This window comes from Pectobacterium polaris (genome assembly GCF_002307355.1).
Classification (GTDB): Bacteria; Pseudomonadota; Gammaproteobacteria; order Enterobacterales; family Enterobacteriaceae; genus Pectobacterium; species Pectobacterium polare.
The window spans coordinates 3443384-3465260 of sequence record NZ_CP017481.1 but is presented as its reverse complement, the minus strand read 5'-3'; the positions used below and the strand labels follow the sequence as shown (position 1 = coordinate 3465260).

The window sequence follows — 21877 nt, the reverse complement described above, 5'->3', positions numbered from 1 at the left end:
CATCTTCAATTATTATTTAGTTTCCACTTTATTATAATTGTAAGAAATGTTTTCAAATTGAAATAATTATTTAATTCCGCATCAACAAAATAAATTAATTACCCCTTAACTTTTAAACCGCATAAATCCCACGAATAAAATACGAAGAAAATCACAGAACTGAGATCATTTAAAATTTTCTCTTTTTAACGATCTTGTTCACATTACTGTAAGAAATAATAAATAGAATGGAATCGCTGAACAAAAGTGGCAGCGCGTTTTTAAATAATAATTCTCTTTGACTTGGGATAATAAAATGAAAGTTAAAATATTGACGATGGTGGTAACCTCCTTAATCAGCTTAAGCTCCATGGCTGTGACGATTGACTATCGTCATGAAATGAATGATTCGGCAAAGAACGATCATAAAGATCGCCTGCTGATGTCTCACCGTTTTGACAACGGTTTTGGCTTGTCACTGGAAGGCAAATGGGGTCAATCAAAAAATGATACCACCCCAAATAAACCGTATAACGAAACGGTCAGCAACGGTACTGAAGTGACCGCCAGCTATCAGTACAAATTCGATAAAACTTTTGGATTGGAAGCCGGCTTAAACATGGTTACCACTTCAGACGATAACAATTACCGTCCTTACCTCAAAGGCACGGCCAACATTACCGATTCCTTATACTATGGTCTGCGCTACCGTGCATCTTACCTGCGTAAAAGTAACAACATCGGTAATACCAGTACAGCTGCGAACCCTACCGATATTAAAGGCTACACCATCACCAGTACGCTGGGTTATAAACTGCCTGCGAACTTTGTGGTTGAATACGAATTTGAATACGACAAGAAGACCAAAGCTGGAGCTCCTGGTTACATTGCCGACAACGACAACTATGGCCTGACTCACAACGTTAAGTTAGCGTATAAATATGACAAAAACTGGACGCCTTATGCTGAAGTCGGCAACGTTGTTGGCAGCAAAAACACTGACGAGCGTCAAACTCGCTACCGTGTTGGCGTACAATACAATTTCTAATGGCTAACGCCATCTAGATAATTGCTGTAATAAAAATAGCGTTCTCTTTATTGGTTTGTTATTTCCTGTCTATAAAAACGGCGACGTTATTCACGTCGCCGTTTTTTTATGGCGTGCCATCCATGGCCGCCACCCTTACGGGCCGTTGCTAACGCAACGTTAAAAATTTCTCCCGGAAATTTTTTATTCTTCACATCAAATCAAATTAACAATCAGAAGCGATAGCCTACGCCAAACATAAAGGCCCATGGATCAAGTTTAGTATGGATGCTTTGCTGATCGTTACCGGCTTTAAATTTCACATCAGTATCAATATCCATCCACCACACGGACATATTAAGCAGCCAGTTTTTATCCAGGTTGTAATCCAATCCTGCCTGCGCAGCAAGACCCCAGGAATTCTTCAGGCTCAGATCGCTCAGCCCTGCACCTTTCCCCGTATCATTAAATTTCTCATCGAAGAACAGGGTGTAATTCAGGCCAACACCTAAATAGGGACGTAATTTATCTTGAGTATCACCAAAATAGTACTGCGCGACCAGTGAAGGCGGCAGGTGTTTAACTTCCGCAATAGTCCCCGTTCCCGGTGTTCCGACTTTATGTTTGAACGGCGTGGCGGCAAGTAATTCAACCCCAATATTGTCCGTCACCATGTAGCTAAACGTCAGACCCAGTTGAGTATTGTTACTCACCTGAAACTCACCTAAACCCAGTACGTTGTCCGAGCTTTCAGCAGGCCGTACGGTTGTTGAACCCGCCCGAACAATGAAATCACCCGCTTGATGAGCCTGCGCCAATGCAGGCATGAGCGCCGCTGCCAACAATAAGAAAGATGTCTTTTTCATTACCCACTCCATTTATAGGGTTTAAATTTCGAGCGAAATATACCCCTAAGTAGGTATTCTTGTTTTAAGCCAGATCACATCTTTTAAAGATTTTAGACCTAAATTGAACTGAATCATTTATCGCTAACTCATTAAAATTAATGAAATTGATCTAGATCAATAGTGACGTAAGGACATCAAATGCGCCGCAGGTGGCGATGAGCGCCATTATGAGCAACCACGCCGCACTGACCTCATAGTGAGGGGAAAAGCAGCATTGCATCGTTGACGGGGTGCCACAGCGCGAATTAACAGGTTACAATTGGGAGTTAAGTTCTCTCTGTCGATTTATCTTTTTTCAAGGAGCCTGCATGCCTATCACGGCTAACACGTTGTACCGTGACACAATGAATTTCACCCGCAACCAGTTCATCAGCATCTTAATGATGTCACTGTTGACGGCATTCATTACTGTCATACTGAATCATGCACTATCGCCTTCTGGAGACGAGTTACAGATTCTGAGCAGTTCCAGCAGCGATCTGTCATCTTCTGTCGAAGCTGGCTTGATGGATATGATTCAGCAGATGACGCCGGAACAACAAACCGTGTTACTGAAAATGTCGGCAGCAGGCACCTTTGCTGCGTTAGTGGGCAATGCGCTGCTGACGGGCGGGGTTCTGATGCTGATCCAGCTGGTTTCTGACGGACAGCGCACCAGTGCACTGCGAGCAATTGGCGCCTCTGCACCCTTTTTACTGCGTCTGCTTATCCTGATCCTGCTGTGCACCCTGCTCATCCAGCTTGGCATGATGCTTTTGATCATTCCTGGCGTGCTGCTCGCTATTGCGCTGAGTTTGTCACCCGTGATTGTCGTTACGGAAAAAAGCGGGATTTTCAATGCGATTAAAGTGAGTACCAAACTGGCTTACGGTAACTTGCGTGCAACCGCGCCTGCCATCGTGATGTGGCTACTGGCTAAAATCGCTATTTTGCTGATCGTGTCGAAGTTACCGATTTCCTCACCGACCGTGCTCGGCGTGGTTCTGAACGGCTTGGGCAACCTGATCTCCGCGATCCTGCTCATTTATCTGTTCCGCCTTTATATGCTGCTGCGCACTTAACTGCCGCTCTCTGCCTATGCCATCGCTCTGGTGGCATAGGTTCCGCCAGATCCCCGTTCGCTATCTACCCAATCGTAATTTTCTGCAAATTATTACAATATCTCGGGAATGGTGTTCCACAATAAAGGATAATGGCATGAGCTATCGGATAACTCTCGCGGGTTATGATTACGACACTGTTGAGTGATGGATTGACATAATGAAGCAACTTCTTGATTTTATACCGTTGGTCGTTTTTTTTGCGGCCTATAAACTTTATGACATCTATATCGCATCGGGTGCACTGATTGCGGCAACGGCGCTGTCACTCGTGGTCACCTGGGTGATGTATCGTAAAATAGAGAAAATGACGCTGGTCACCTTTGCCATGGTCGTCGTTTTCGGTTCGCTAACGCTGGTGTTCCATAACGACCTGTTTATCAAGTGGAAAGTCACCATCATCTACGGCTTGTTCGCCATTGCCCTGCTGGTTAGCCAGTTTGTAATGAAACAAACCCTGATTCAGAAAATGCTGGGTAAAGAGTTAACCTTGCCGCAGCCCGTTTGGGGGAAACTGAATTTCGCCTGGGCCATGTTCTTTCTGGTGTGTGGGCTGGTTAACATCTATATTGCTTTCTGGTTACCGCAAAACGTTTGGGTTAATTTCAAAGTCTTTGGTCTGACCGGTGTGACGCTGCTGTTTACGCTGATTTGTGGCGTTTATATCTATCGTCACTTGCCTAACGATCAGGAAAAGTCAGAAGAAGAAAAAAGCGAACAGCAGCAATAGCCAAAGCGAGATAGACACAATGAGCACACAAAACGTGTTACCACAGGGCGAACTGGTTCTCCGCACGCTGGCAATGCCAGCCGATACCAATGCGAACGGCGATATTTTTGGCGGCTGGCTGATGTCACAAATGGACATGGGCGGCGCGATCCTGGCGAAAGAAATTGCCGAAGGGCGTGTCGTTACCGTACGGGTTGATGGGATGTCATTTTTAAAGCCTGTCGCCGTCGGCGATGTGGTTTGCTGCTATGCACGTTGCTTACGCACGGGCCGCAGCTCTATCAACGTCAACGTTGAAGTGTGGGTGAAGAAAGTCTCCTCTGAGCCGATTGGTCAGCGCTATCGGGCTACCGAAGCGTTATTCACCTACGTCGCCGTAGATGAAGAAGGCCATCCGCGTGAGTTGCCTGCGGGTAAAAGCAACTTCACGCCAAGCGAGTAACGTCTGGCATCAGACTCAGCATTCGCTGGCGCAAGTGCCTAAATTATTACCGGATGCATTGTTACCAGATATATCGTTACCTGATATAAAGACATAACGAAAACGGGGCGCTATCTACACAGATGGCGCCCCGTTTCTTTTTCATATCGGCGTGAATTATTCGACTGCCGCCCCGCCGTCAATTTTAAAGACGATGGTCACAACCAAATCTTTGCCCGGTTTACCCGCTTCATAACGCCATTTACGCATGGCTTGTTTGATATCACGCTCGAACATATTACGTGGCTCAGCAGAAAGCACGCGCACGTTGTCCACGCGCCCAGACTCGTCCACATCAAACTGCATTTTTACCCGCCCTTCAACGCGCAGAGAAAACGCGCGAGCCGGATACTGAGGCTGTGCGCGGCTCAACGGACGTGGCCCGCTTGACTGCGTGCTTGCTGCGGGTGCCGGAGCCTGCTTCACTGGCGCATTCGTCACATTACGCGTTGGCTCTGTGCTGGTAAACGGCGAAGGCGGCTGTTTTTCAACCGTCGGTTCCCGTTTAACCGGCTTCGGTTGCTCAACCTTCTTCACCGGCTTAGGCTCCGGTTTAGGTTTCGGCGGCTTGGGCTTTGGTTCAGGTAATGGCATAGGAACCGGCTGCGGCAATGGCTCCGGTTCTGGAATCGGTTCCGGCTCAGGTTCGGGCTGCTTAACCGGCTCTGGCTCCGGGGCAGATTTAGCAGCAGGTGCCGCTTCATAGGCCGCAGGGTTCACCATCACAACGCTGATGGGCTTAGATTCCTGCGGTAATTCGATTGAATTATTAAATGATGCGTACAGCAAACCTGCAATCAGTGAACCGTGAAAACCGACTGAAAGTATGAATGGCCATGAGTAACGGCGGGTCAAAAAGAACTTTTTTTGCGGCATAGTCTGTCTTTATCCTCTTATGCCGCCCAAGTTTAAATGCAAATAGCAATCATATTCAATAACAACCCGTGGAATTGTTAAAAAAACAGAAATCGTGGGGGATTACTCTGGCAAATCAACCTATTGTCCTCGTACTATTGTCTTCAAACAACATCACGTATGATGATATAAACTCGTTTCTCTTACCCGATAGCGTTTGACCGCTGGGGTCTCAAACCCGGCACCCCAAACGATAAAGGGTACCTTCCCACCTGTGAGGTCGCTATGCTCTATGTCATTTATGCTGAAGATAATGTTGATTCATTAGCAAAACGCCTGTCGGTCAGACCGGACCATCTTGCCCGTTTACAGGCATTGCGTGATCAGGGTCGACTGATTACCGCGGGCCCTTTGCCTGCTATCGACAGCGAAGATCCCGGTCAGGCTGGCTTTAGCGGCTCCGTGATTATCGCCGAATTCACATCGCTGAATGAGGCAACGGCATGGGCCAACGCCGACCCTTACATCGCGGCAGGCGTCTATAAAAACGTCAGCGTGAAACCATTCAAGAAAGTGTTTTAAGGGTTCCCTTGATACAGGTCATGGTTGTACTAAAAAACCATGACCCTTTTCGCCCCCGCTAAAAGCTGAAATATTTTAGTCATTTAACAGTGATAGTTTGACCGCTATTCATTCATAGAGGGTCAGCAATCATGTTAATGCCTGCGATTTTGCAAAACGGAGTTGCTACTATCCGCCGCCGTCATCGCCTCAGTATTCTCTCCGGATTGTTATTGATCATTGGGTTATTTTCTTTACTGCAATTGGTTTCCGTCGGCGTCATTTCGCAAACGATGACTCAGGTTCGGCAGGATATTTCCGCTAACGAGAGCCTTCGCCAGCAACAAGCCTTAATGGATAAAGCGCGGATGGAAGTGATGAGTGCCAGCGATAAGCTCAACCGCGCGGGCATTTATCTGTTAGTAGACAAAGAAACGGGGTCTGAAGGCAGTTGGCACAGCCTGATGGATGAGGCGGAAGTGTCTCTAAAACAGGCGCAGGAGCACTACCAATTGTTGGGGACGGTCACAACAGCTGAAGCGGACTCCGCGGCTTTTATCGATTTGAAAAAGAGCTATAGCCAGCTTTATTCCGGGCTTGTCGAGCTGGCCGAGGGAATAAAGACCACGAATCAGATCGATATTTTCTTTGCCGTTCCGGTACAGGCATACCAAAGCGATTTTACCCAGAAGTATTCACACTATCTGCAAGATACCGATGCGCTGCAAAAGCAGCATGGCCAACAATTTTTATCCTCTCTCGATAACGCAAAAACGATTTTCATTACGGTTCTGGGGCTCTTGCTGGCGATCGCCATCGCCGTGTGGATTGGCGTGAGTCGGATCATTATTCGTCCGCTGACGCACATCATCGCTCATTTAAAACTGATCGCCGCGGGTGACCTTTCGCATGCGGTCAATACAAAAACGCGCGGTACACGCGAAGTTGAACAGCTTAATGCTAGCGTCATTCAAATGCAGGAAGGTCTGGTGACCTTGGTCAATCAGGTTCGCCAAGGCGTTGACCATATGGTGACGCAGGTCGATCGGGTCGCGGCAGATAACCATCGGCTTTCCGAACAGGCAAACCGCCAATCCCACGAGCTCAAAGTCACCACAGAACATATTATTCAGCTTAGCCAACATCTGGAACAAAATACCCAGCATACCCAACAGGCCAATTTGCACGCGGAAGACACCAGTAAAATCGCCACTCAGGGTGAGACAATGATGAATGACGTAAAGGTGGCGATGTCAGACATTGCAGGCAGAACGCGTGAGATGACGGAAGCGATTGGGATGATTGAGAACGTGGCGTTCCAGACGCACATTCTGTCGTTGAACGCCTCCATTGAAGCCGCACGAGCTGGGACGATGGGACGCGGCTTTGCCGTTGTCGCGCGGGAAGTTGGCACGCTGGCCTCGCAAAGCAGCCATTCTGCACAAAATATTAATGTGCTGATTCGTGATTCTGATAACAGCGTCACCGCCGGAACGCGACTGGTGAACAAACTGAATGACAGCCTGCAACACATCATTCAGACCGCGAAAGGCACGGGCACGTTTCTGAGCGAGATTTCGGAAATATCACACCAGCAGAACGAGAGCATCCATGAAGTCACCGCCCGGCTCAGCACGCTGAACGACACCGTCAGAGAAAATGCGGGACAGGTTGAAGCCTCCGCACACACCTTCGCTTCACTGCTGGAGCAAACGGAACGCTTAAATACGTCGGTATCGCTGTTCATCCTACCCTCGACGGAAGATGACATTAACCCGATGATCGATCAGAGAGAAATGGCACAGCGCATTCCAGTAATGGGATGAGCCGATGAGGGAATAAACTCAGAGCGTAATAAACCATGTGATAAAAAAATAGCGACCATACCTCGGGTCGCTATTTTCCTCACTGGCTTACCAGTCGTAGGTTACCGCATAGAGCAATGCCCGTCGCTGCTGCTTTTGTTGCAGATAACGGGCAGAGCGAATATGACGATACGTACGTGATTGAGCCTCTAACCAGCGACTTCTTCTACGCTGGACCTGACGTAACATCCGCCAGCGACCCACTTCATTCCGACTGCGTTTCATTATGCGACTCTTGTTAATACACTCGCGCGGGGCATTATACCCCCCTCATTCGCGGCGACAATCAGTGAATCCCTTTCTCCGCCATTCTCTTCTTAGCCCGCTACGCTATTTTATTCAGAGGAAAGGCATTTCCCCTTTTATAAATCTATGCGTACACTTTGTTAATTCTTTGCAGAAGGGAACTGTGCTGCTTTTATGTCGACATTTTATACTGTAATAAGTTGGTTACTGGTTTTTAGCTACTGGTTGCTGATTGCAGGTGTGACCCTGCGTATTTTAATGAAACGTCGGGCGGTGCCTTCTGCGATGGCTTGGCTGTTGGTGATTTATATTCTGCCACTTGTCGGTATTGTCGCTTATCTTTCGTTTGGCGAGCTCCATCTCGGCAAACGCCGAGCCGAACGTGCCAGCAAAATGTGGCCATCAACGGCAAAATGGCTACGCGAATTAAAAGAATATCGCCGTATTTTCGCGACGGAAAATAGTGAAGTCGCCAGCTCTTTATTTCAGCTGTGTGAGAGACGGCAAGGGGTTGGCGGCGTAAAAGGCAACCAGTTGCAGTTAATGACCACGTTTGATGACACCATTAAAGCGTTATTGCGTGATATTGAACTCGCACGCAGCAACATCGAAATGGTGTTCTACATCTGGCAACCCGGCGGTCTGGTTGAGCAAGTCTCCTCTTCCCTTATCGCCGCGGCACGACGCGGGGTACACTGCCGTATTCTGTTGGACTCTGCCGGCAGCGTACAATTTTTCCGCCAGCATCACCCCGAGCTGATGCGCACCGCCGGGATCGAGGTGGTTGAAGCCCTGAAAGTGAATCTGTTCCGTGCTTTCCTTCGCCGCATGGATTTGCGACAGCACCGTAAAATCATCCTGATCGACAACCGTATTGCCTATACCGGCAGCATGAACATGGTCGATCCCCGTTTATTCAAACAAGATGCTGGCGTTGGGCAATGGATTGACCTGATGGCGCGTATTGAAGGCCCGGTAGCGACCACGCTGGGGATTATTTACTGCTGCGACTGGGAAATGGAGACAGGCAAGCGCCTGCTTCCGCCGCCGCCGGATGTTAACGTTATGCCGTTCGAACAGGAGAGCGGCCACACCATTCAGGTTATTGCTTCTGGCCCCGGTTACCCGGAAGAAATGATTCATCAGGCGCTGCTGACGTCCGTCTATTCGGCACGTAAGCAGTTGATCATGACGACCCCCTACTTCGTGCCCAGCGACGATTTGCTGCACGCCATCTGTACCGCCGCTCAGCGCGGGGTCGATGTCAGCATTATCGTTCCACACAAAAATGACTCCGTGCTGGTCGGCTGGGCCAGTCGCGCATTCTTCACGGAACTGCTGGCCGCTGGCGTAAAAATTTATCAATTCAAGGACGGGCTGCTGCACACCAAAAGCGTACTGGTTGATGGACAACTCAGCCTGGTCGGCACGGTGAATCTGGATATGCGCAGTCTGTGGCTGAATTTTGAAATTACGTTGGTGATTGACGATGCCGGGTTCGGCAGCGATTTAGCCTGCGTACAGGAAGATTACATCGCCCGTTCACGCCTGTTAAACGCGACGCAGTGGCAAAATCGCCCTTACTGGCAACGCATCGTCGAGCGGCTGTTCTACTTTTTCAGCCCTCTGCTATAAATACGCGTTTTCCCGTGTTCTAATAAGGCTATTGGGAATTAACAGGAATGACGTTATGGATTTGAATAATCGCCTGACCGAAGACGAAGCATTGGAACAGGCCTACGATATCTTTTTGGAACTCGCGGCTGATAACCTCGATCCGGCAGATATTCTGCTATTCAACCTGCAATTTGAAGAGCGCGGTGGTGCAGAGTTATTCGACCCTGCTGAAGACTGGGCCGAGCACGTTGATTTTGACCTGAATCCTGACTTTTTTGCCGAAGTCGTGATTGGGCTGGCCGAAGAAGACGGTGAAGAAATTACGGATATTTTTGCCCGCGTGCTGATTTGCCGGGAAAAAGACCACAAACTTTGCCACATTTTGTGGAAAGAGTAATTCCGCTTACTTAAAAGTAAGGCGTCTCCCGCAGGAGACGCCTTTTTTACATCGATAGCCGATAAAACAGATTACTGTGCTTCAGCTTCTGCCACCGGTAATAACGCCTGCGGATCGACCTTCAGACACGAAACGGCATGCGTAAAGCTCCCTTCCAGCAAGGGACGGGTTTTCGAGCACTCAGGACCGACAATCGGGCAACGCGTGCAGAACACACAGCCCGATGGCGGATTGATTGGCGAAGGCAAATCCCCTTCCAGCAGCTGTATCTTCTTGTTCCGCTCCTGATCGGGATCGGGCGTCGGCACAGCGGACATCAGCGCGCGGGTATACGGGTGCTGCGGGTTTTTATAGACCTGATCGTATGTTCCCAGTTCTACCGCATGACCCAGATACATCACCAACACGCGATCGGAGATGTGTTTCACAACCGATAAGTCATGAGCGATGAAAATCAGCGACAGACGCATTTCGCGCTGTAGCTGACGCAGCAGGTTAACCACCTGCGCCTGAATCGACACGTCCAACGCGGAAACCGGCTCATCACAGATAATCAGTTTCGGCTCCAGAATCAGCGCGCGCGCGATGCCAATACGCTGACACTGCCCGCCAGAGAATTCATGCGGATAGCGGTTGATCAGGTTCGGCAGCAGCCCAACCTTCAGCATCATCGCTTTCACACGATCTTTTACCGTCTGTCGATCCAGCTCTGGGTGATAAACCTTTAACGGCTCGGCAATAATTTCGCCAATGGTCATACGCGGATTCAGTGATGCCAGCGGATCCTGGAATATCATCTGAATATCGCTACGCGCAGCACGCCATTGAGCAGCGCTCATACCCAGCAAGTCTTTGCCCAGCCAGGTGACGCGTCCGTCGGTCGCTTTTACCAGACCAATAATCGCACGCGCAAGCGTGGACTTGCCGCAGCCGGATTCACCCACCACGCCCAGCGTTTCGCCTTCATATAAACGTAGCGTCACGCCATCAACGGCTTTCAGTTTTTTCGGCGGCTGCCAGAACCACTGTTTATCATCTCTGACATCAAAGTGGACTTTCAGATCGTCCACTTCTAACAACACCTTTTTCTCGTCCGCGTTGTTCATACCACCTCCTCAATCGCTCTAAAGCAGGCGCGCAAGCGGCCATCACCAAAAGATTCCAGCGCCGGTGCGCTATGGCAGACATCCATTGAATACGGGCAGCGTGGTTGGAACGGACAGCCTTTCGGCAAACGTAATAAGTTAGGCGGATTGCCCGGAATGGTTGCCAGCACGTCATCTTCCGCATCCAGACGCGGCACGGCGTTGAGCAGGCCGACAGAATACGGGTGGCTCGGATGATAAAAGACGTCGCGTGCAGCGCCGTATTCCATGGTACGTCCGGCGTACATCACCAGCACTTTGTCACAAATACCCGCCACCACGCCCAGGTCGTGGGTGATCATGATGATGGATGTATTGAACTCACGTTTCAGCTCGTTCAGCAGCGTCATAATCTGTGCCTGAACCGTCACATCCAGCGCTGTTGTCGGTTCATCGGCAATCAGCAGCTTCGGACGACACAGCAGTGCCATTGCGATCATCACGCGCTGACGCATCCCACCGGAAAACTCATGCGGATACATCTTCATACGCTTGCGCGCTTCCGGCATTTTGACCGCATCCAGCATTTTGACGGATTCTTCAAACGCTTCGCTTTTGCTCAGGCGTTTGTGCAACATCAGCACTTCCATCAGCTGTTCGCCAACGCGCATGTAAGGGTTCAGCGAGGTCATCGGGTCCTGGAAGATCATGCTGATTTCTTCAGCGCGCAGCTTATTCAGCTGGCTTTCAGGCAAATTGAGAATCTCTTTGCCACGAAAACGTGCCGATCCACCAATACGACCATTGCGAGCCAGCAGCCCCATCAACGCAAACGCGGTTTGTGATTTACCGGAGCCGGACTCACCAACAATCCCCAGCGTTTCACCGGCGTTGAGCGTGAAGTTCAGGTCGTTAACCGCCGTCACATCACCATCCTGCGTTTTGAACGTTACCCGGAGATCCTGAACATGTAGCAGCGCGTCGTGCGCGCCAGTTAATTCAATCTTGCTCATGTCGATATTCCTCAGCGATCTTTCGGGTCGAGGGCATCACGCAGGCCATCGCCGATAAAGTTAAAACAAAACAGCGTGACAACCAGAAACGCCGCCGGATAGAACAGTAACCACGGCGACACTTCCATTGAGTTCGCACCATCATTCAGCAAGGCCCCCCAGCTGCTTAACGGTTCCTGCGTTCCCAGACCCAGGAAGCTCAGGAAGGATTCGAACAGGATCATGCTTGGCACCAGCAGAGAGGCGTAAACGACCACTACGCCCAGCACGTTAGGCACAATGTGGCGCAGCACGATACCGCGCGTGGAGACACCGGAAACCATCGCTGCTTCAATGAACTCTTTACGTTTCAGGCTCAGCGTCTGGCCGCGCACGATACGCGCCATATCCAGCCAGGACACCATGCCGATAGCCACGAAGATCAACAGCATGTTCTGCCCGAAGAACGTCACCAGCAGAATAACGAAGAACATGAACGGGAATGAGTTGAGGATTTCCAGCAGACGCATCATCACCGAATCCACTTTCCCGCCCAGATAACCCGACATCGCGCCGTACAGCGTTCCGACGATCACCGCAACCAGCGCCGCCGCGACGCCAACCATCAGCGAGACGCGGCCCCCGATGGCAACGCGGACCAGCAGATCACGACCCGAGGAGTCCGTACCAAAATAGTGACCAGACGTCATATCCGGCGCAGCTGACATCATTCCCCAGTCCGTATCGGCGTAGTCAAATGCAGACAGCATCGGGGCGAAAATCACGAACACGGTAATCACGGCCAAAACAAGCAGGCTAGCCAGCGCCGCACGGTTGTGGATAAAGCGCAGACGCGCATCCTGCCACAAACTGCGTCCTTCAATCTCAGACTGCTCGGTGAAGTTCTCTAACGCTTCAACGTTTTTTCGATTCCAAAACATAACGCCCCCAATTAATAGCGAATTTTCGGATCGATAACAGCGTAGAGCACGTCAATGATCGCATTAAATAGAATGGTTAAGCCGCCGACCAGAATCGTCAGGCTCAGTACCAGTGAATAGTCGCGGTTCAGTGCACCGTTTACGAACAGTTGCCCAATACCGGGTAAACCAAAAATGGTTTCAACAACCATCGAACCGGTAATAATCCCCACAAACGCCGGCCCCATATAAGAGAGCACGGGCAGCAGCGCAGGTTTTAACGCATGGCGCAGGACGATGCGGCGCATCGGCAACCCTTTAGCGCGCGCGGTGCGAATAAAGTTAGAGTGTAAAACCTCGATCATCGATCCTCGGGTAATACGCGCGATGCTGGCGATATAAGACAGAGACAGTGCCACCATCGGTAAAATCATGTATTTGGGTGCCCCACCGTTCCACCCTCCGCCGGGTAGCCACCGCAGCGTAATGGCGAAAACCAGCACCAGCAACGGCGCGACGACAAAGCTGGGAATCACCACCCCCGTCATGGCAAAGCCCATCACGGTATAGTCCCATTTCGTATTCTGATTCAGCGCGGCGATCACACCGGCACTCACACCAAAAATAACGGCCAGAACGAATGCCGCAGCCCCCAGTTTTGCAGAAACAGGGAAAGACGTCGCGACCAGATCGTTCACGGAATAGTCTTTGTATTTAAAAGAAGGACCGAAATCACCCTGCACCAATTGCAGCAAGTAGTTGCCGTACTGCGTCATAATGGGGTCATTCAGATGGTATTTGGCTTCAATATTCGCCATCACTTCCGGCGGTAAATTGCGCTCACCGGTAAAAGGGCTACCGGGTGCCAATCGCATCATGAAAAACGAGATGGTGATCAGGATAAATAGCGTTGGAATCGCCTCTAAACAGCGGCGAAGAATAAATTTTAACATTGCTCGTACCTATAAAAGGCTGGCAGCACAGCAGCGTGCGCCAGCCATTATTATTAGTGCTTGATGATATAAAGATCTTTCACGTAAACATTATCCTGCGGATCATTGCCCGTTAATCCACCCACATAAGGTTTCACCAGTCGGGTATTCGCATAGTAATAGACCGGTATGGTGACAGCGTCTTTATCCAGCTGCGATTCCGCCTGCTGGTAAACCGCAGCGCGCTCCTCATCGGTTTTCACCTGCAAGGATTTCGCCACCAGTGCATCAAACTCTTTGCTCTTATAGTGCGAGGTGTTACTGCTGCTGTCAGACAGCATGCTGTTCAGGAAGGTTGAAGGTTCGTTATAGTCGGCACACCATCCGGCGCGTGCAACATCATAGGTACCCTGATGACGCGTGCTGAGGAAGGTTTTCCATTCCTGATTTTCCAGCTTAACGTCCACACCGATATTCTGTTTCCAGATAGAAGCCGCCGCGATCGCCATTTTCTTGTGCAAATCGGAGGTGTTATACAGCAGGTTCAGCGTCAGCGGTTTGTCTGCGGTATAGCCCGCTTCTGCCAGCAGTTTTTTCGCTTCTTCATTACGTTTCGCCTGTGGCCAGGTGAACCACTCTGGAACGGATGCTTTCAGACCATCGATATACGGTGGAACAAAGCCATAGGCAGGAATATCGCCCTGATTCTTCACCTTGTTGGTCAGAATATCCTGGCTCAGGCCCAGACGCAGCGCGGTACGGACTCGTACATCGTTAAACGGCGGCTTCTGGTTGTTAACTTCGTAGTAATAGGTACACAGGTACGGGTTAACCTTCACTTCATCCGGGATTTCTTTCTTCAGCTTTTGGAAGAGCTCAATTGGCAGGTTGTTGTACGTCATGTCGATTTCACCGCTGCGGTAGCGGTTGACGTCCGTCACTTCAGACGCAATCGGCAGATACGTCACCTGATTAATCACGGTGTGGGCGTTATCCCAATATTGCGGGTTACGCTCCAGCACCATTTTTTCGTTTACGACCCAGCTTTTCAGCTTGTAGGCACCGTTGCCGACCCAGTTTTGCGGCTGCGTCCATTTTTCACCGAATTTTTCAACGACGGCTTTATTGATTGGGGACATCGCGACGTAAACAGGCAGCTTATAGAAGTAAGGCACCGCTTCAGAAAGCGTCACCTCAAAGGTATGATCGTCGATCGCTTTCACGCCCAGCGTATCTGGGGATTTTTTGCCAGCGATGATGTCATCGATATTCAGCAGATGACCATATTGCAGATAGCTAGCGTAAGGCGATGCTGTCTTTGGATCGGCCAGACGCTGCCAGCTATAGACGAAATCTTGTGCGGTAACCGGCTCACCGTTGGACCATTTGGCATCTTTACGCAGGTGGAACGTCCACACTTTAAAATCTTTGTTATCCCAGCTTTCTGCTACGCCGGGACTGGTTTTACCGTTAACGTCGGAAATAACCAACCCTTCCAGCAGATCGCGCGACACGTTGGATTCCGGTACACCTTCGATTTTATGCGGGTCAAGGGAGGAAACTTCAGCACCGTTGTTACGGACCAACTCCTGTTTTTCTGCTAACTGAACGCCTGCGGGAACGGTCGCGGCGAAGGCAGAAACAGCCATCGTGCTACTTAATGCCGCGATAATAGCGGCAGCTACTCTTTTTTTAGTTGTGATGTGTGTCATTATTTTCTCCTGTAATGTTGTCGTGCTAGTTATCCCAGCACGATTCCTGAATTAGAGCCCGGTGAGAAAACGATTAATCGATTCGACTCACGACCCATTCCCACATGGCAGGAATGGGTAACCAGAGATTAAACACCAAATTAATCACTGCTTGCTCACTTCATTTGCATCAAACCGTAAACAGCTGCGGATTAATGCTTAATGATATAGAGATCCTTCACCCGTATATTATCCAACGGATCCTTGCCAGTGATGCCACCGACATAAGGTTTGATCAGTCTAGCGTTCGCGTAATAATAGACCGGTACAATCGCGGCATCTTTATCCAACTGCGATTCTGCCTGCTGATAAACTTGCGCACGTTCGTCGTCCGTTTTCGCCTGAACCGCCTGCTCCATCAGTTTGTCGAACGCCGCGCTCTTATAATGCGCGGTGTTGTTGCTACTGTCTGACAGCATGCTGTTCAGGAACGATGTCGGTTCATTATAGTCCGCACACCATCCGGCACGCGCAACGTCATAATTGCCCTGATGACGCGTGCTGAGATAAGTTTTCCACTCTTGGTTTTCCAACTTCGCGTCAACGCCCAGATTCTGTCTCCAGATCGATGCCGCCGCGATCGCCATCTTTTTATGCAGATCTGACGAGTTATAGAGCAAATTAAATGTCAGCGGTTTCTCGGCGGTATAACCCGCTTCCGCCAGCAGTTTTTTTGCTTCTTCATTACGTTTCGCCTGTGGCCAGGTAAACCACTCTGGCGTATGCGCTTTCAAGCCGTCCGTAAACGGAGGAATATAGCCATAGGCAGGAATATCGCCCTGATTTTTCACTTTATTGGTCAATATGTCTTGATCAAGCCCCATGCGCAGAGCCGTACGTACTCGAACATCGTTAAATGGCGGTTTCTGATTATTGATTTCGTAATAATACGTGCAGAGGTAGGGATTGATGTTAACTTCTTGTGGGATTTCTTTTTTCAGCTTCTGAAATAGCTCGATGGGTAATTTATTATTGGTGACATCAATTTCACCCGCACGGTAGCGGTTAACATCCGTCACTTCAGAAGCAATCGGCAGATAGGTGACCTGATTAATCACGGTCTTGGCGTTATCCCAATATTGGGTATTACGCTCCAGCACAAGCCGCTCATTCACAACCCAAGATTTAAGGCGATAGGCGCCATTCCCTACCCAGTTTTCCGGCTGGGTCCATTTATCACCAAACTTCTCCACCGCGGCTTTATTTACTGGCGACAGGGACGAGTGATTGAGTAATTTATAAAAGTAAGGGATCGGTTCGCTTAATGTGACTTCCAGCGTATGGTCGTCGAGGGCTTTTACGCCCAGCGTATCGGGAGATTTCTTGCTGGCGATAATGTCATCGATATTCAGCAGATGACCATATTGTAAATAGCTGGCGTAAGGAGAAACGGTTTTCGGATCGGCCAAACGCTGCCAGCTATAAACGAAATCTTGTGCGGTAACCGGCTCGCCATTGGACCATTTGGCATCTTTACGTAAATGGAACGTCCAGACTTTAAAATCGCTGCTTTCCCACTTCTCAGCGACGCCAGGAATCGGGTGTCCATCAGGATCGGAAATCACCAGCCCTTCATATAAATCGCGCGCGACGTTGGATTCCGGCACACCTTCTATTTTATGCGGATCCAGTGATGACACCTCAGCGCCATTGTTTCTCACCAGAACCTGTTCTTTCGCCAGCTCAACACCGGCAGGTACATTAGCAGCCTGAACATTCACGCATGACGCCATCACTGCTGCGGCAATCATACTGGTAACAAAGCATCGTTTTGTTTTGCGAATTTTCACTTTATAAACGCCCCTGTCTTGATACAACGCCATACCGGACCCTATGTATAAAAATCGCCGTCACATAGAGCAGAAAAGATCGCCTATTATCCAAATAAATCATAAAATTAATTTATGGGTGAATAACGAATAGCAGGTCGATACTCGAAGCTATCAAAAGCAGACACATTCGCCAATATTTTTACATTGATGTTGCTTAATTTTCTTTACTACAGCTTGGTAAACGTTTTATTTCAATCATTCGATACGTTCATTAACCCCATGATAAACAATGTTTTTTCTGTTTATTTGCAGATATTTTTTAAATATTCAGCAATTTATAGATTTTGGACAAAAAAACATCGTAGTGGGTTTCATCATTTTCACAGCACAAAAATGATGATGCATGCTTACCTGTCCGCGTCATTATCTGAGCAGAATGTTATTATTTTAACAACTCCGTTACTCATCTTGCACGACAATAGCACACGATTCCCTTACGGTAGGCCACACGTAAAATAACTAACTCGATTAAGATATAAGCGTCGTTTATGCGAACACGTTTTATACGAACAGATCATTCCGATTATGTGCACAACATCGTGCCCGGAATTTCCCCCCTAACAATGTCCTGCTCCGGTACCCACCTCATCCCTTACAATCCCTTTTAGGTAGAAAAGCCGCTGATTTTGTCTGGTTAATGATAGGCGTTATCAATACCAGCCTGCTGAATGGTGTCAGCTTAAAGAAAAGTCGATATAGATCACAAAAAAGGCACCTATAAATAGGTATGCTCATTTCATACCGTAACGGACGCGTAGATCTTCTTAATTTTGACGTAATTTCAAAACAATATTTCAAAAATTTACGATATCGGCGGTTACAGTATTTTAAAAAGCAACAATCGCGCCACAACGGCGGCTAACAAGCTCTTTGAGTCAATTAATGCGAAATAGGCAGAAAAGAATAGCAAGGTAACGAAAACGCCCCCCGCTCGTTTATCTATACTGTTCTATCCGGCGAACAATTGACTGAAAGAGTTTAACATTTATCAGGAGAGCATTATGGCCGTAACCAACGTTGCTGAACTTAACGCATTGGTCGAAAGAGTGAAAAAGGCACAGCAGGAATTTGCCACTTACACTCAGGAACAAGTGGACAAAATCTTCCGCGCCGCCGCACTCGCTGCATCGGATGCCCGTATCCCGCTGGCAAAAATGGCGGTTGCCGAATCTGGCATGGGGATCGTGGAAGACAAAGTCATCAAAAACCACTTCGCATCTGAGTACATTTATAACGCCTACCAGGATGAAAAAACCTGCGGCGTCCTCTCTACTGATGACACTTTTGGTACCATTACGATTGCCGAGCCGATTGGTCTGATCTGCGGTATTGTTCCCACCACCAACCCCACTTCTACCGCAATTTTTAAAGCGTTGATCAGCCTGAAGACCCGTAACGGGATTATCTTCTCTCCCCATCCACGTGCAAAAAATGCGACCAATAAAGCCGCTGACATTGTTCTGCAAGCGGCAATTGCGGCAGGTGCACCGAAAGATATCATCGGCTGGATCGATCAGCCTTCTGTCGACCTGTCCAACCAGCTTATGCACCACCCAGATATCAACCTGATTCTGGCGACTGGCGGCCCGGGCATGGTGAAAGCCGCATACAGTTCCGGTAAACCAGCAATCGGCGTAGGTGCCGGTAACACGCCTGTTGTCGTTGACGAAACCGCGGATATCAAGCGTGCCGTGGCGTCTATTCTGATGTCGAAAACCTTCGATAACGGCGTAATTTGCGCGTCAGAACAGTCCGTCATCGTGGTAGACAGCGTCTATGATGCTGTGCGTGAGCGTTTTGCCACCCACGGCGGCTACATGCTGAAAGGCAAAGAACTGCATGCCGTACAGGGTATCTTGCTGAAAAACGGTTCACTGAACGCCGACATTGTTGGCCAGCCTGCACCGAAGATCGCAGAAATGGCGGGCATCACCGTCCCAGCGAACACCAAAGTGCTGATCGGTGAAGTGACGGCCGTCGATGAATCCGAACCGTTTGCGCATGAAAAACTGTCGCCGACGCTGGCGATGTACCGTGCGAAAGACTTCAACGATGCCGTCATTAAAGCGGAAAAACTGGTCGCAATGGGTGGCATCGGTCACACATCCTGCCTGTATACCGATCAGGACAATCAGCCAGAGCGCGTGAATCATTTCGGTAATATGATGAAAACGGCGCGTATCCTGATTAACACCCCAGCTTCTCAGGGTGGTATCGGCGATCTCTACAACTTCAAACTCGCTCCGTCTCTGACGCTGGGCTGTGGCTCCTGGGGCGGAAACTCCATCTCCGAAAACGTCGGTCCGAAGCACTTGATCAACAAGAAAACGGTAGCCAAGCGAGCAGAGAATATGTTGTGGCATAAACTTCCTAAATCCATTTATTTCCGTCGTGGCTCACTGCCTATCGCACTGGAAGAAGTCGCCTCCGATGGTGCAAAACGTGCATTTATCGTGACCGACCGCTTCTTGTTCAACAACGGCTATGTCGATCAGGTGACGTCCGTACTGAAACAGCACGGACTGGAAACCGAAGTGTTCTTCGAAGTTGAAGCTGACCCGACGCTGAGCATCGTGCGTAAAGGTGCGGAACAAATGCATTCCTTCAAACCGGATGTGATTATTGCGCTGGGTGGCGGTTCTCCAATGGATGCCGCGAAGATCATGTGGGTGATGTATGAACACCCGACGACACACTTCGAAGAGCTGGCGCTGCGCTTTATGGATATCCGTAAGCGTATCTACAAGTTCCCGAAAATGGGCGTCAAAGCCAAGATGGTGGCGATAACCACCACATCCGGTACCGGTTCTGAAGTCACGCCGTTTGCCGTGGTGACCGACGATGCAACTGGACAGAAATATCCACTGGCGGACTACGCGCTGACGCCAGATATGGCGATTGTTGATGCCAATTTGGTCATGAATATGCCGAAATCGCTGTGTGCGTTTGGCGGACTCGATGCTGTAACCCACTCGCTGGAAGCCTATGTTTCTGTGCTGGCAAACGAATATTCAGATGGCCAGGCGTTACAAGCGCTGAAACTCCTGAAGGAAAACCTGCCAGACAGCTACCGCGACGGCGCGAAAAACCCGGTTGCCCGTGAGCGTGTGCATAACGCCGCAACGATTGCAGGTATCGCGTTTGCCAACGCCTTCCTCGGCGTTTGTCACTCCATGGCGCATAAACTGGGCTCTGAATTCCATATTCCGCACGGCTTGGCTAATGCCCTACTGATCTCAAACGTGATTCGCTATAACGCAAACGACAACCCGACCAAGCAGACGACGTTCAGCCAGTATGACCGTCCGCAGGCTCGCCGTCGTTACGCGGAAATAGCCGACCACCTGCGTTTGACTGCTCCAAGCGATCGTACCGCGCAGAAAATCGAGAAATTGCTGAACTGGCTGGAAGAAATGAAGACTGAGCTGGGGATCCCAACGTCCATTCGTGAAGCGGGCGTACAGGAAGCCGATTTCCTGGCTAAGGTCGATAAGCTGTCAGAAGATGCGTTCGACGATCAGTGTACTGGCGCTAACCCGCGTTACCCGCTGATTTCCGAACTGAAACAGATTCTGCTGGATACTTACTATGGTCGTAAGTTCTCTGAAGAAGAAAAAGCAGAAGCGGTTGAACCTGTAGCAAAAGCCGCTAAAACCAGCAAGAAAGCCGCACATTAACGTTCTGGCTGTAACCGCCTTAACCTAAAGGCGGTTTATCTCTCAACGATGCCCAACCTTTTAAGGTTGGGCATTTTTATTACTCGTACTCCGCATCGACACGCACCAATACGCCGTTTATTACTCGCCCTACCTGCCGGATATTTAACCGCCTTACTCGCTTTCTTTACGGGTTAATCCCAGCGCAATTTTATAATGCTTACGGCACACAGAAACATAGCTCTCATTGCCGCCAATAACGACCTGCTCTCCTTCGTGGACGGCATTACCTTGTGCATCTAACCGCAATACACAGTTGGCTTTACGGCCGCAATGACAGACCGTTTTTAACTCGATCAGCTTATCTGCCCACGCTAATAAATAGTGACTTCCGGAAAACAAATCACCACGGAAATCAGTACGCAATCCGTAACACAATACCGGGATATCTAATTGGTCCACGACATCGGAAAGCTCCCCCACCTGCTCGCGGGTTAAAAATTGACATTCATCAATTAATACACAATCTACGGGCTGAGCGCGATGATCTTTCTCCAGCAATCCAAATAAGGATGTCTGCGGATTAAACAATAATGCCGGAGAAGAAAGGCCGATCCGTGAACTGACTATCCCCACGCCATGCCGATTATCTATTTCTGCAGTGAACACCAGCGTGCGCATCCCACGCTCCTGGTAGTTATATGACGACTGCAATAGTGCCGTCGATTTCCCTGCATTCATTGCAGAATAATAAAAATAAAGTTGGGCCACTCGGTCACTCCAAAAGGCAGGCTATATGATCTTCGGGTCGTAAAAACTTATTGTAACAACTCGTCTTCACGCTGCGCAATGGGCTATTCCTCGGCCACATTTTGACCATACGCCCGCCAGCGACGGCCTGTTATGATAAAAGATATAAACGTTCCTTATAACAACGGTGCGG

Annotated in this window: 19 protein-coding genes; 9 read left to right on the top strand and 10 right to left on the bottom strand. The window is 49.4% G+C overall.

Translation table 11 applies throughout. The features are described from left to right. Positions 1–295: 295 nt before the first annotated feature. Positions 296–1027 (top strand): oligogalacturonate-specific porin KdgM family protein, encoded by a 732-nt coding sequence (locus BJJ97_RS15650; protein WP_095994522.1) that lies wholly within the window; start codon positions 296–298, stop codon positions 1025–1027. A gap of 212 nt (positions 1028–1239) precedes the next feature. On the opposite strand, the gene ompW is transcribed toward BJJ97_RS15650, so the two are convergent. Continuing rightward, positions 1240–1872 carry an outer membrane protein OmpW gene (ompW, locus tag BJJ97_RS15645; protein ID WP_095994521.1) on the bottom strand — a complete coding sequence of 211 codons (633 nt, stop codon included), beginning with the start codon at positions 1870–1872 and terminating at the stop codon, positions 1240–1242. A gap of 350 nt (positions 1873–2222) precedes the next feature. Here ompW and BJJ97_RS15640 point away from each other — a divergent pair, with 350 nt between their 5' ends. The 3 genes from BJJ97_RS15640 (at position 2223) to yciA (ending at position 4186) form a co-directional block, all read left to right on the top strand. Then, positions 2223–2975: a YciC family protein gene (locus BJJ97_RS15640; protein WP_095994520.1), complete on the top strand. Its 753-nt coding sequence runs from the start codon at positions 2223–2225 to the stop codon at positions 2973–2975. A gap of 199 nt (positions 2976–3174) precedes the next feature. Next, the gene (locus BJJ97_RS15635; RefSeq protein ID WP_095699426.1) at positions 3175–3744 is read left to right on the top strand and encodes a septation protein A; all 570 of its coding nucleotides are present in this window, start codon (positions 3175–3177) and stop codon (positions 3742–3744) included. 19 nt (positions 3745–3763) lie between these two features. Continuing rightward, positions 3764–4186 carry an acyl-CoA thioester hydrolase YciA gene (gene yciA / locus BJJ97_RS15630; protein ID WP_039480896.1) on the top strand — a complete coding sequence of 141 codons (423 nt, stop codon included), beginning with the start codon at positions 3764–3766 and terminating at the stop codon, positions 4184–4186. 156 nt (positions 4187–4342) lie between these two features. On the opposite strand, the gene tonB is transcribed toward yciA, so the two are convergent. Further along, entirely contained in the window at positions 4343–5101 is a 759-nt protein-coding gene (gene tonB, locus BJJ97_RS15625) for a TonB system transport protein TonB (protein WP_010275290.1), read from the bottom strand. Positions 5102–5365: 264 nt separating this feature from the next. Here tonB and BJJ97_RS15620 point away from each other — a divergent pair, with 264 nt between their 5' ends. Further along, the gene (locus BJJ97_RS15620; protein WP_095994519.1) at positions 5366–5662 is read left to right on the top strand and encodes a YciI family protein; all 297 of its coding nucleotides are present in this window, start codon (positions 5366–5368) and stop codon (positions 5660–5662) included. A 131-nt stretch (positions 5663–5793) separates the two neighbouring features. Then, the gene (locus BJJ97_RS15615) at positions 5794–7467 is read left to right on the top strand and encodes a Tar ligand binding domain-containing protein (RefSeq protein WP_095994518.1); all 1674 of its coding nucleotides are present in this window, start codon (positions 5794–5796) and stop codon (positions 7465–7467) included. A gap of 87 nt (positions 7468–7554) precedes the next feature. Here BJJ97_RS15615 and BJJ97_RS15610 read toward each other — a convergent pair whose 3' ends face one another. Next, positions 7555–7731, bottom strand: a complete 177-nt coding sequence (locus BJJ97_RS15610) for a YciY family protein (protein WP_085996914.1) — start codon at positions 7729–7731, stop codon at positions 7555–7557. A 195-nt stretch (positions 7732–7926) separates the two neighbouring features. On the opposite strand from BJJ97_RS15610, the gene cls reads away from it, so the two are divergent. Together cls and BJJ97_RS15600 are read left to right on the top strand one after the other, a co-directional pair. Then, entirely contained in the window at positions 7927–9387 is a 1461-nt protein-coding gene (cls, locus tag BJJ97_RS15605; RefSeq protein WP_095699423.1) for a cardiolipin synthase, read from the top strand. A 55-nt stretch (positions 9388–9442) separates the two neighbouring features. After that, positions 9443–9766: an HI1450 family dsDNA-mimic protein gene (locus BJJ97_RS15600; RefSeq protein ID WP_010275303.1), complete on the top strand. Its 324-nt coding sequence runs from the start codon at positions 9443–9445 to the stop codon at positions 9764–9766. Between the two features lie 71 nt (positions 9767–9837). On the opposite strand, the gene oppF is transcribed toward BJJ97_RS15600, so the two are convergent. The 6 genes from oppF to oppA (BJJ97_RS15570) all read right to left on the bottom strand — a co-directional run bounded on the left by oppF (position 9838) and on the right by oppA (BJJ97_RS15570) (position 17197). After that, positions 9838–10872 carry a murein tripeptide/oligopeptide ABC transporter ATP binding protein OppF gene (gene oppF / locus BJJ97_RS15595; RefSeq protein WP_039487107.1) on the bottom strand — a complete coding sequence of 345 codons (1035 nt, stop codon included), beginning with the start codon at positions 10870–10872 and terminating at the stop codon, positions 9838–9840. Next, the gene (gene oppD / locus BJJ97_RS15590) at positions 10869–11864 is read right to left on the bottom strand and encodes an ABC transporter ATP-binding protein (protein WP_039487104.1); all 996 of its coding nucleotides are present in this window, start codon (positions 11862–11864) and stop codon (positions 10869–10871) included. Before oppD ends, oppF begins: the two co-directional genes overlap by 4 nt. 11 nt (positions 11865–11875) lie before the next feature. After that, a complete protein-coding gene (gene oppC, locus BJJ97_RS15585; RefSeq protein WP_039514141.1) occupies positions 11876–12784 on the bottom strand; it encodes an oligopeptide ABC transporter permease OppC in 909 nt (302 codons plus the stop codon). 11 nt (positions 12785–12795) lie between these two features. Further along, positions 12796–13716 (bottom strand): oligopeptide ABC transporter permease OppB, encoded by a 921-nt coding sequence (gene oppB, locus BJJ97_RS15580; protein ID WP_095994517.1) that lies wholly within the window; start codon positions 13714–13716, stop codon positions 12796–12798. 53 nt (positions 13717–13769) lie between these two features. Further along, positions 13770–15407: an oligopeptide ABC transporter substrate-binding protein OppA gene (gene oppA, locus BJJ97_RS15575; protein ID WP_010295222.1), complete on the bottom strand. Its 1638-nt coding sequence runs from the start codon at positions 15405–15407 to the stop codon at positions 13770–13772. Positions 15408–15598: 191 nt separating this feature from the next. Further along, a complete protein-coding gene (gene oppA, locus BJJ97_RS15570; RefSeq protein WP_264372094.1) occupies positions 15599–17197 on the bottom strand; it encodes an oligopeptide ABC transporter substrate-binding protein OppA in 1599 nt (532 codons plus the stop codon). A gap of 1082 nt (positions 17198–18279) precedes the next feature. On the opposite strand from oppA (BJJ97_RS15570), the gene adhE reads away from it, so the two are divergent. After that, positions 18280–20955 (top strand): bifunctional acetaldehyde-CoA/alcohol dehydrogenase, encoded by a 2676-nt coding sequence (adhE, locus tag BJJ97_RS15565; protein WP_095994515.1) that lies wholly within the window; start codon positions 18280–18282, stop codon positions 20953–20955. 153 nt (positions 20956–21108) lie between these two features. Here the strand turns inward: adhE and BJJ97_RS15560 are convergent, their stop codons facing one another. Then, positions 21109–21705 (bottom strand): thymidine kinase, encoded by a 597-nt coding sequence (locus BJJ97_RS15560; RefSeq protein WP_095994514.1) that lies wholly within the window; start codon positions 21703–21705, stop codon positions 21109–21111. Between the last annotated feature and the right edge of the window lie 172 nt (positions 21706–21877).